8 protein-coding genes and 1 pseudogene are annotated in these 8,590 nt (G+C 71.5%); 4 read left to right on the top strand and 5 right to left on the bottom strand.

Translation table 11 applies throughout. The features are described 5' to 3' along the window. A partial coding sequence (locus ACIPLC_RS13085) for an IS701 family transposase (protein WP_400473028.1) occupies positions 1-843 on the top strand: 843 nt, incomplete at its 5' end. Between the two features lie 27 nt (positions 844-870). After that, a pseudogene (locus tag ACIPLC_RS13080) lies at positions 871-2,175 on the top strand (serine/threonine-protein kinase); the annotation flags it as partial. Positions 2,176-2,229: 54 nt separating this feature from the next. Here ACIPLC_RS13080 and ACIPLC_RS13075 read toward each other — a convergent pair. Beyond that, positions 2,230-2,592 carry a hypothetical protein gene (locus ACIPLC_RS13075; RefSeq protein ID WP_400473042.1) on the bottom strand — a complete coding sequence of 121 codons (363 nt, stop codon included), beginning with the start codon at positions 2,590-2,592 and terminating at the stop codon, positions 2,230-2,232. Between the two features lie 81 nt (positions 2,593-2,673). Beyond that, on the bottom strand, positions 2,674-3,852 hold the full coding sequence (locus ACIPLC_RS13070) for an acyl-CoA dehydrogenase family protein (protein ID WP_400473027.1): 1,179 nt from the start codon (positions 3,850-3,852) through the stop codon (positions 2,674-2,676). Between the two features lie 117 nt (positions 3,853-3,969). Here ACIPLC_RS13070 and ACIPLC_RS13065 point away from each other — a divergent pair, with 117 nt between their 5' ends. After that, entirely contained in the window at positions 3,970-4,509 is a 540-nt protein-coding gene (locus tag ACIPLC_RS13065) for a GNAT family N-acetyltransferase (RefSeq protein ID WP_400473026.1), read from the top strand. 154 nt (positions 4,510-4,663) lie between these two features. Here the strand turns inward: ACIPLC_RS13065 and ACIPLC_RS13060 are convergent, their stop codons facing one another. Both ACIPLC_RS13060 and ACIPLC_RS13055 read right to left on the bottom strand, forming a co-directional pair. Then, positions 4,664-4,972: an AzlD domain-containing protein gene (locus ACIPLC_RS13060; RefSeq protein ID WP_400473041.1), complete on the bottom strand. Its 309-nt coding sequence runs from the start codon at positions 4,970-4,972 to the stop codon at positions 4,664-4,666. Beyond that, entirely contained in the window at positions 4,972-5,766 is a 795-nt protein-coding gene (locus tag ACIPLC_RS13055; RefSeq protein WP_400473025.1) for an AzlC family ABC transporter permease, read from the bottom strand. Before ACIPLC_RS13055 ends, ACIPLC_RS13060 begins: the two co-directional genes overlap by 1 nt. A 167-nt stretch (positions 5,767-5,933) precedes the next feature. On the opposite strand from ACIPLC_RS13055, the gene ACIPLC_RS13050 reads away from it, so the two are divergent. Then, positions 5,934-6,515 (top strand): helix-turn-helix domain-containing protein, encoded by a 582-nt coding sequence (locus ACIPLC_RS13050; protein ID WP_400473040.1) that lies wholly within the window; start codon positions 5,934-5,936, stop codon positions 6,513-6,515. 21 nt (positions 6,516-6,536) lie between these two features. Here ACIPLC_RS13050 and ACIPLC_RS13045 read toward each other — a convergent pair whose 3' ends face one another. After that, on the bottom strand, positions 6,537-8,471 hold the full coding sequence (locus ACIPLC_RS13045) for a cholesterol oxidase substrate-binding domain-containing protein (protein ID WP_400473024.1): 1,935 nt from the start codon (positions 8,469-8,471) through the stop codon (positions 6,537-6,539). Positions 8,472-8,590: the final 119 nt, after the last annotated feature.

Below are 8,590 nucleotides of genomic sequence, written 5' to 3'. Positions count from 1 at the left end.
CTGTACATCCCGCGCTCGTGGACCGACCAGCCCGACCGCTGCCAGGCCGCCGGACTCGACCCGGACACCGAGTTCGCCACCAAGCCCGAACTGGCCGCCCGCATGATCACCCGCTTCCTGGACTCCGGACACCACGCCCCGTGGGTAGCCGGAGACGAGGTCTACGGCGGCAACCCCACACTGCGCGCCGCACTGGAGGAACGCGCCACCGGATACGTCCTCGCGGTGGCCCGCACCCACGAGGTCACCACCGGGGCCGGGAAGTTCCGCGCGGACACCCTGGCCAAGAAACTCCCCAAGCGGGCCTGGCAGAAACTGTCCGCCGGAGCCGGCGCCAAAGGACAGCGCTTCTACGACTGGGCCCACATCGACCTGCCCAGCACCGCGTCCGGCCACCGCCACCTGTTGATCCGCCGCAACCGCACCACCGGCGAACTTGCCTACTACCGCTGCCACTCACCCGAACCAGTCCCCCTGGCAGCCCTGGTGCGGGTCGCGGGATCCAGGTGGAGGGTCGAAGAGACGTTCCAGTCCGGAAAGGGCCTGGCCGGCCTGGACGAGCACCAGCTCCGCCGCTACACGTCCTGGTCCCGCTGGGTCACCCTGGCCATGCTCGCCCACGCCTTCCTGGCCGTCGTCCGCGCCGACGAGCACCGTCTCCGTCCCGGACCCGACGACCTGATTCCGCTGACCTGCAACGAAATCCAGCGGCTGTTCATCGCCCTCATCGCTCGACCCGTCCACGATGCCGGTCACTGGCTCCACTGGTCCCACTGGAGACGTCGTCATCAAGCCCGTTCCCAGGCCAGTCACTACAGACGCCAAGCCGCGACCCAAGCATGATCGTGATCTACAGCTGGAGTACTAGGCACCGGCGCCATGGGGCAAGTCTGGCACGCCTATGACCAGGCGAATCAGCATGACGTCGCAATCAAGATCATTCAGACGGGCTGGGCCACCGCTCCGGACCTGGCCGACCGCATCCGGCGGTTCCGGCGCGAGGCCGGTGTACTCAGCCGTCTTCGCCATCCCGGCATCCCCGCGCTCTACGAAGCGCAGCTCGACCATGAATCCGAGCGCCCCTACCTGGCCATGGAACTCATCCTCGGCGAAGACCTCTCACAGCGGCTGAGCCGCGGCCCGCTACCAGTCCACGAAGTCACGTCAATCGCCGCGCAATTGTGCGACATTCTCGCCCACATACACGAGATTCCCATCGTTCACCGTGACATCAAGCCGGCCAACATCATGCTGACGGGCGACGGACAGGTGGTACTGCTCGACTATGGCGTTGCGCGCACGTTCGACATGGCCCACCAGAACCTCACCCGGAACGGACAGGTCCTCGGCACCGTCAACTACATGGCACCGGAACAGCTCGCTCCTGGCGGCCTCATCAGCCCTCGCAGCGACCTCTACTCACTCGGCTGTGTTCTGTACGAACTCCTCACGGGGTCAACACCCTTCAGCGGCGACGCGATCGGGGTCATGTACGACCACAGATACACATCACCCGGTCCGCTGCTAGCCGCGCGGCAGGATGCTCCGCCGATTTTGGAGTCCGCCATCCGTGCATCATTGGCGAAACTGCCAAAAGACCGCCCGCTCTCCGCGCAGGCGTTCCGTGAACACATCGCTCCCCTCCTCCCGGACGGCAACACGAACAGTGGGGTCGCACCCTCCGCGCCGCCGTCCGAACAGACGCGTAACAACGCAACCCCCGCCGAAGCGCGCCTTGCTCGGGCCCATACCCTGCTCGCCAACGGGGCATACGGCGAAGCCCGTACCGAGTTCACCGCACTGGCCGCTGAGTTCGCCAGCCTGGGAAGGGCTGGCGTGGAGCCGGCCGCCGAGTGCCGCGCCCGTGCCGCGCACTGCCGGATGTGGCTAGGCGCGCACGAGGAGGCGATGATGGAGTTCCGCGATCTGGCTGACGAACTCAGCTCCAGTCGAGAACCTCCCGATCCCCTGATGCTGTACGTCAGACGCCACGTGGGAATCTTGTTCCAAGCACTGGGCGACGTGACATCCGCATTCACAGAACTTTACGCCGTGTACGAAATCATGCTCGCCGCGAAGGCGGATCAGGACGACGCGGAAGTGACCCAAGTAGCCGAGGCGTTGGGCCACGTCCGTTCGGAGCTCGCCAGACGCCCCAGGGCCTCAGGCCCGTGACACCCGTGGCGCCTATCGGCGGTGCCCCGGCTGGGCCCGTCCTGGCGGGGCGCGTCACGGCTGGGGGCGGAACTCGTGGACGACCTCGATGCGGCCGACGATGTGCCTGTTGAACTCCGGCAACTCCTCTGCCGGGACCCAGAGTTCCAGGATCGTGCGGCCGCCGGCCTGCTGCACCGGGTAGCGGGCGAGGAAGGCGGTGTCGACCTCGAAGCGGGTGACGTAGCCGACGCCGGAGGCGGGGACGTTCCAGTCTCGGGCGATGCGGACCGCGTAGTCCTCGTTGAGGACGGGGTAGAAGATCGGCTGCTCGGGCAACCGGGGCGGCCAGGCACGCCAGCCGGACGCCTCGACCAGGGCCAGTTCCTCGGGGCCGGTGGGGCGCCAGAGGGTGGCGGTCGGGGAGGCGCCGGGCATGGCGGGCTGGCTGTTCACGGTGGGCACGGTAGCCGGGCCGCGGCGGGCCCGGCCACCGGATTTCCCGAGGTGGACGACCCGTCAGTGGTATGCGGACTCGCCGGTGATGGCCTCGCCCAGGATCAGGGTGTGGATCTCGCTGGTGCCCTCGTAGGTGAGCACCGACTCCAGGTTGTTGGCGTGCCGCAGCACCGGGTACTCGGTGGTGATGCCGTTGGCCCCGAGGACGGTCCGGGCGCTGCGGGCGATCTCCAGCGCGGTGCGGACGTTGTTGAGCTTGCCGAAGCTGACGTGCGGCGGGCGGGCCGCGCCCTCCTCCTTGAGCCGGCCGATCCGCAGGGCGACCAGGTAGGCCTTCTCCACCTCCAGCATCATCTCGACGAGCTTGTGCTGGGTGAGCTGGAACCCGGCGATCGGGCGGTCGAACTGGATCCGGCTCTTCGCGTAGTCGAGGGCGGCGGTGTAGCAGTCGCGGGCGGCGCCGACGGTGCCCCAGAGGATGCCGTAGCGGGCCTCGTTGAGGGAGGAGAGCGGTCCGCGCAGGCCGGTGACGCCCGGCAGGACGGCATCGGCGGGCAGGACCACCTCGTCGAAGGCGAGTTCGCTGGTGACGGAGGCACGCAGGGAGAGCTTGCCGTGCACGTCGGTGGCGGTCAGGCCGCGCGCGCCGCGCTCGACCAGGAAGCCGCGCACGCCCTCCTCGGTCTGCGCCCAGACGACGGCGACGTCGGCGATGCTGCCGTTGGTGATCCACATCTTGCTGCCGGAGAGCACCCAGTCGCCGCCCTTGCGCACCGCACGGGTCCGCATGTTCGCCGGGTCGGAGCCGAAGTCCGGCTCGGTGAGGCCGAAGCAGCCGATCAGCTCGCCGGCGGCCATGCCGGGCAACCAGCACTGCTTCTGCTCCTCGGAGCCGAAGGCGTGGATCGAACGCATCGCGAGCGAGCCCTGCACCGAGACGAAGCTGCGCAACCCGGAGTCGGCCGCCTCCAGTTCCATGCAGGCGACCCCGTACGCCACCGCGCCGGCGCCCGCGCAGCCGTAGCCGTCGAGGTGCATGCCGAGCACGCCGAGGGCGCCGAGTTCGGGGGCGAGTTCGCGGGCCGGGAAGACGCCGCGCTCGAACCAGTCGCCGATGTGCGGGCGGATCCGCTCCTCGGTGAACCTTCGGACGGTGTCGCGGATCAGCCGCTCCTCGTCGGAGAGCAGGTCGCCGACGGCGAGCAGGTCGGACGGGTCGATCCGGGTCGGCTTCGTCATCGAAGCTCCTTGTAGTGTCGGCGGGATATCGACGGGATACCGGTCTCGGCGAAGTACCGGCGAGTATGGCGCACCCGCCCGGGCGGCGGGCGGGCGCGAGCGCGTGAGGAAGACGACATGGCGGGTGATGTGTACACGGTCGGTCAGGTGACGGCGGAGGACTTGGACGGCGCGGCGGAGGAACTGGCCGGGCTGCTGGTGGCCACCGTCCACGGCGGCGGCTCGCTCGGTTTCCTCGCGCCGCTGGGGCACGACGAGGCCGTCGCGTGGTGGCGGGCGCTCGCCCCGGAGGTCGCGGCGGGACGGCTACTGCTGTGGACCGTCCGGGCCGAGGCCGACGGACGGCTCGCCGGGACGATCCAACTACGCCCGGCGGTGCCCGCGAACGGGCGGCACCGGGGCGACGTCGCCAAGCTGATGGTGCATCCGGCGGACCGCGGGCAACGGCTGGCCGGGCGCCTGCTGGCGGCGCTGGAGAAGCGGGCGGCCGAGTTGGGGCTGCGGCTGCTGGTGCTGGACACCGAGACGGGCAGCCCGGCCGAGCGGCTGTACGAGGCGGCCGAGTGGACCCGGGTCGGCTCGGTGCCGGACTACGCGACCGACCCTGCGGGGGTCGCGCACCCGACGACGATCTTCTTCAAGGCGCTGGGCGGCTGACGGCTGGCGGCAGACTGCCTGCGGCCGACGACCGACGACCGACAACTTTCAGCGAACAGATAACAGATAACAGATTTCGAAATCTGTTATCTGAAAGTTGTCAGCCGTCAGCTGTCAGCTGCCACTCATTCGCCGCCGCCCGCACAGCCGCCCCTCACCCCACCCCGCACAGCCGCAGCAGCGCCGTCGTCGCCGCGCCCGCGACCACCACCGCCGGAAACGGCGCCCGCCGCAGCGCGAGCACACCGGCGACCAGGACGCCCGCCGGGCGGGCCCAACCGGCGAAGCCGTGGCCTTGGGTGAGGGCACCGGTGGCGACCAGGGCGACCAGCAGGACGGCCGCGGCGACGACAAGCAGGTGCCGCACCCGCTCCGAGAGGGCGAGCCGGTGGCCGAGAAGCGGCCCGGCGAGGCGGAACGCGTACGTCCCGACGGCCAGCAGCAGCACGGCGTACAGCGGCATCATCGGATTTCCTCCCGATCAATCACCGGGGCACCCGGCTCCTCGGCCGACGCCCCCTTCCGCGACTCCCGTGACTCCCGCGACTCCCGCGACCGTCGCGAGTCCTGCGCCTCCCGCACCTCGCTCCCCCCGGGCTGCCCGGCGAACAGCAGCCCGACGAGGGCGAGCAGGACGGGCAGCCCCGCCGGGACGAACGGCGTGGCCGCGACCGCGACGACGGCGCCGGCCACAGCGGCAGTACGGACGCGGCGGTCCGCGAGCGAGGGCAGCACGAGCGCGAGCAGCACGGCGGGAAAGGCCGCGTCGAGGCCCAGCACGTCCGTGTCCCCGATCAGTCCGCCGGCCAGGGCCCCGAGCACCACCGAGACGTTCCACACCACGAACAGCGCCAGCCCGCAGAGCCAGAACGCGGCCCGGCGCCGGCGCCCGTCGTCCTGCCGCAGGACGAACGCGGCGGTCTCGTCGGTGATCAGCTGCGCGCCGAACAGCCGCCGCCACCACGGGCCGTCGAGCACGTCGGCCACGGTGAAGCCGAAGGGCAGCAACCGGGCGTTGAGCACCAGCCCGGTCGCGACGGCCGCGAGCGCGCCGCCGCCGGACAGCACCACGCCGACGGCCGCGAACTGGGAGCCGCCCGCGAAAACGAGGACAGAGAGGGCGACCGGCACCCACAGCGGCAGGCCGCCGGAGACGCTGATCGCGCCGAAGGAAGCGCCGACGAGCGCGTCGGCCAGGCAGACGAGAGCGATGTCACGAAGGGTGGCATGCTCCAGTGTTCGGAGTAGCGAACGCATGTCCACGAGAGTGAACCCATCACCCGCTGTTCGTCAAGGCGAACGAACGGACCGGCGTGGCGAACGAACGGGCAGGTGCGGACAGTCGCCGTCGCGAGTGGCAGCATGAACGGCACCAGCCGTACGGGAGCCGGAGAAGGAGCCAGGGGAGAGCGTGAGTGGCAAGCATGAGTGACCGGACCACCCCGAGCGCGGGTTCCGGCGCGGACCTGATCGGCCTGATCTCCGTCTCCATCCGGCGCGAGCGCGAACGCGCCGGGCTGTCGATGGCGGAACTCGCCCGGCGCGCGGGCATCGCCAAGTCGACGCTCTCCCAGCTGGAGTCGGGCGCGGGCAACCCGAGCGTGGAGACGCTCTGGGCCCTCGCCGTCGCGCTGAACGTGCCGTTCAGCCGCCTGGTCGACCCGCCGCGCCCGGCGGTCAAGGTGATCCGGGCCGGCGAGGGCCCGGTGACCCACTCCGAGCGCGCCGACTACGCGGCGACCGTGCTGTCCTCCTGCCCGCCGAACGCCCGGCGCGACATCTATCGGATCGAGGCGCAGCCGGGCGAGACCCGGGCCTCCGACCCGCACATGCCCGGCACCGTCGAGCACGTGCTGGTCGGCTCGGGCCGGGCGCTGGCCGGGCCGACGGAGGCCCCGGTCGAGCTGGGCCCGGGCGACTACGTGAGCTACCCGGGCGACGCCCCGCACGTCTTCCGCGCACTGGCGCCGGACACCCTCGCGGTGATCGTCATGGAGCACATCTGACGGCCGACCACATCCGCCTTTTTACTTCAACAGCCCGTCCAGGAACGGGTTTCCGAACACCCGGTGCGGATCATGCCGGTCCAGGACGGCGATCGCCTCGTCCCAGCCCGGCCCGCCGCCGTCGCGCAGGCTCGCGGGGATGACCCGGCCGAGCAGGTCCGGGTCGGACCAGGCCGCGTCGGCGGTGTAGGCCCAACCCTTGGACCACTCGACCCGAAGGCCCGCCCGGGTGCCGTCGAAGGTCCGCAGCAGCCACTGCTCCAGGTCGCGGGCGAAGCGTTCCAGCCCCGGGGTGCCGGGGAAGGCCAGGACGTCGAGCCAGACCGCGGTGTCCCACTCCGGGCGGTCCGCCCGCGGGCGCAGCGCGGACAGCAGCGGCGGCCGCGCGCCGGGGACACCGGAGGAGGTCGGGTCGTCCACGCCGGTGACCCGGATCTCCACCGCACCGTTCACCGGGAACTCCCCCCGGGCTTGGTATTCGGCGAGCAACTTCCGGTAGTAGTCGGCGAATTCGCTGACCACCCACTGGAGATCGGCACGCTTGGCGAGGATGGCGTAGCCGTTGGCGGTGACCCGCAGCGTGGTGGGCCGGACGTACTGCAGCAGGCTGCGCGACGGGCCCCAGAGGTCCGAGCGCAGGCCGCCGGCGAGCAGGTGGGTGAGGAGGTCGCCGGTGAGCAGGTCGCGGAGCAGTCCGCCGGAGAGGAGGACGTCCGTGAGGTCGCCGGTGAGCGCCACCTTGGCGATCAGGTACTGGAGTTGACCGAACAGCGGGGCCGATCCCCAGGCACCGGCGATGATTTGGCCGGCGAGCCGGGCGACCGGTTCCGGAATGTTGTCCGAGAAGGGGTAGTTGTAGGGCTGGTCGACGGTCAGGGAGGCCAGCGGCTTGGCCGGGGCAACGCTCCAGGTCTTCAGCCAGGGGTACTCGGTGTAGGCGAACCAGATCGCTTCGACGCGGCCGTCGCGCTCGACGAAGTCGGCGAGGGTGCGCGGGCCGCCACCGCCGAGCAGGCCACCCAGGAGCCCCCCGCCGCCTCCGGTGCCGGGGCGGGCGAACAGGTCGCCGGCCGGGATGTCGAGGCGGCTGACGCAGCGCAGCGGCCGGTCGGCGCCGGCCCGCAGCACGACCTCGGTGAGGAAGGCGCGGCCCAGGTGCACCAGGAAGGCGGCGCTGTCGGCCTCGGCGCGGTCGAAGGTGCGCAGCGTGTAGCGGCCGGTGGCCGGGTCGAGCACGACGGCGGTGAGCCGGACGACCTGGTTGCTGACCGATCCGTAGCCGTGCCCCTCCGGCCGGAGTTCGTGGGCGGCGGGTACGGCGGTGCCGTGGCCACCGATGGCGAGCACCCCGCCGACGGTGAGTTCGCCGGGCGCCGGGCACGCGGTCAGGCCGAGGCCCCGGCCGGCCAGGTGGGCGAGCAGGCCCTCCATGGTGGCGCCGGTCTGGACCCGGACGGTGGTCGGCGAGTCGGCGGTGATCGCGGTGAGGTGGCGGCTGGTGTCCACGAGCAGGACGCGGGCGCTGTCCGGGGTCCCGTTGGCGACGGTGAGCGGCGCCCAGGTGTGCCGGTAGCCGGTGGCACGCAGGCGCCAGCCGTTGGCGTGCGCCCAGTCGGCGAGCGCCGGGACCTCCTCCGGTGTGCGGGGCGCGCAGGTCCACAGCTGGTCGGTGCGGATCTCGCCGGACCAGTTCTGGAAGACCCGCTGGTACAGCTCGGTGCCGACGGGCAGGCCGGGCGGCACCGGGGTGGCCGCCTCGGCGCTGTCCGGGCCGACGGTGCCGCGCAGCAGCCAGGCCGCGCCGCCCAGGGCGGCCGAGGCGCCGAGCAACTGCCGCCTGGTGAGCCCGCCGCCGCCTCGGGCGTTCCCAAGGCCCTTGCCCGGATCCGCCCCCGAGTCCCTCCCCTGGTCCGCCCCTGAGTCCGTCCCGCCGCAGTCGTCCGTGTTCCCGGCCATGCCCCGCCCTGTCGTCGTCATGAGTCCGCCCCCACTAGCCGGTCACCCGCGCCGAGTGGCCGTGATGCCGAGCGACGGTGATGTCGCGCAGCGATGATGCCGGGTCGCGGCGATCCGGG

Origin of the sequence: Kitasatospora sp. NPDC086801, assembly GCF_044745805.1 — a bacterium.
Taxonomy (GTDB): Bacteria; Actinomycetota; Actinomycetes; order Streptomycetales; family Streptomycetaceae; genus Kitasatospora.
This window is presented reverse-complemented; position numbering and strand designations above follow the sequence as displayed.

What these genes read in the sequence shown, in the direction of transcription:
- ACIPLC_RS13075 (WP_400473042.1), bottom strand. Translation starts at nt 2,592, where the DNA reads ATGCCCGGCGCCTCCCCGACCGCCACCCTCTGGCGCCCCACCGGCCCC.
- ACIPLC_RS13070 (WP_400473027.1), bottom strand. Translation starts at nt 3,852, where the DNA reads ATGACGAAGCCGACCCGGATCGACCCGTCCGACCTGCTCGCCGTCGGC.
- ACIPLC_RS13065 (WP_400473026.1), top strand. Translation starts at nt 3,970, where the DNA reads ATGGCGGGTGATGTGTACACGGTCGGTCAGGTGACGGCGGAGGACTTG.
- ACIPLC_RS13060 (WP_400473041.1), bottom strand. Translation starts at nt 4,972, where the DNA reads ATGCCGCTGTACGCCGTGCTGCTGCTGGCCGTCGGGACGTACGCGTTC.
- ACIPLC_RS13055 (WP_400473025.1), bottom strand. Translation starts at nt 5,766, where the DNA reads ATGCGTTCGCTACTCCGAACACTGGAGCATGCCACCCTTCGTGACATC.
- ACIPLC_RS13050 (WP_400473040.1), top strand. Translation starts at nt 5,934, where the DNA reads ATGAGTGACCGGACCACCCCGAGCGCGGGTTCCGGCGCGGACCTGATC.
- ACIPLC_RS13045 (WP_400473024.1), bottom strand. Translation starts at nt 8,471, where the DNA reads ATGGCCGGGAACACGGACGACTGCGGCGGGACGGACTCAGGGGCGGAC.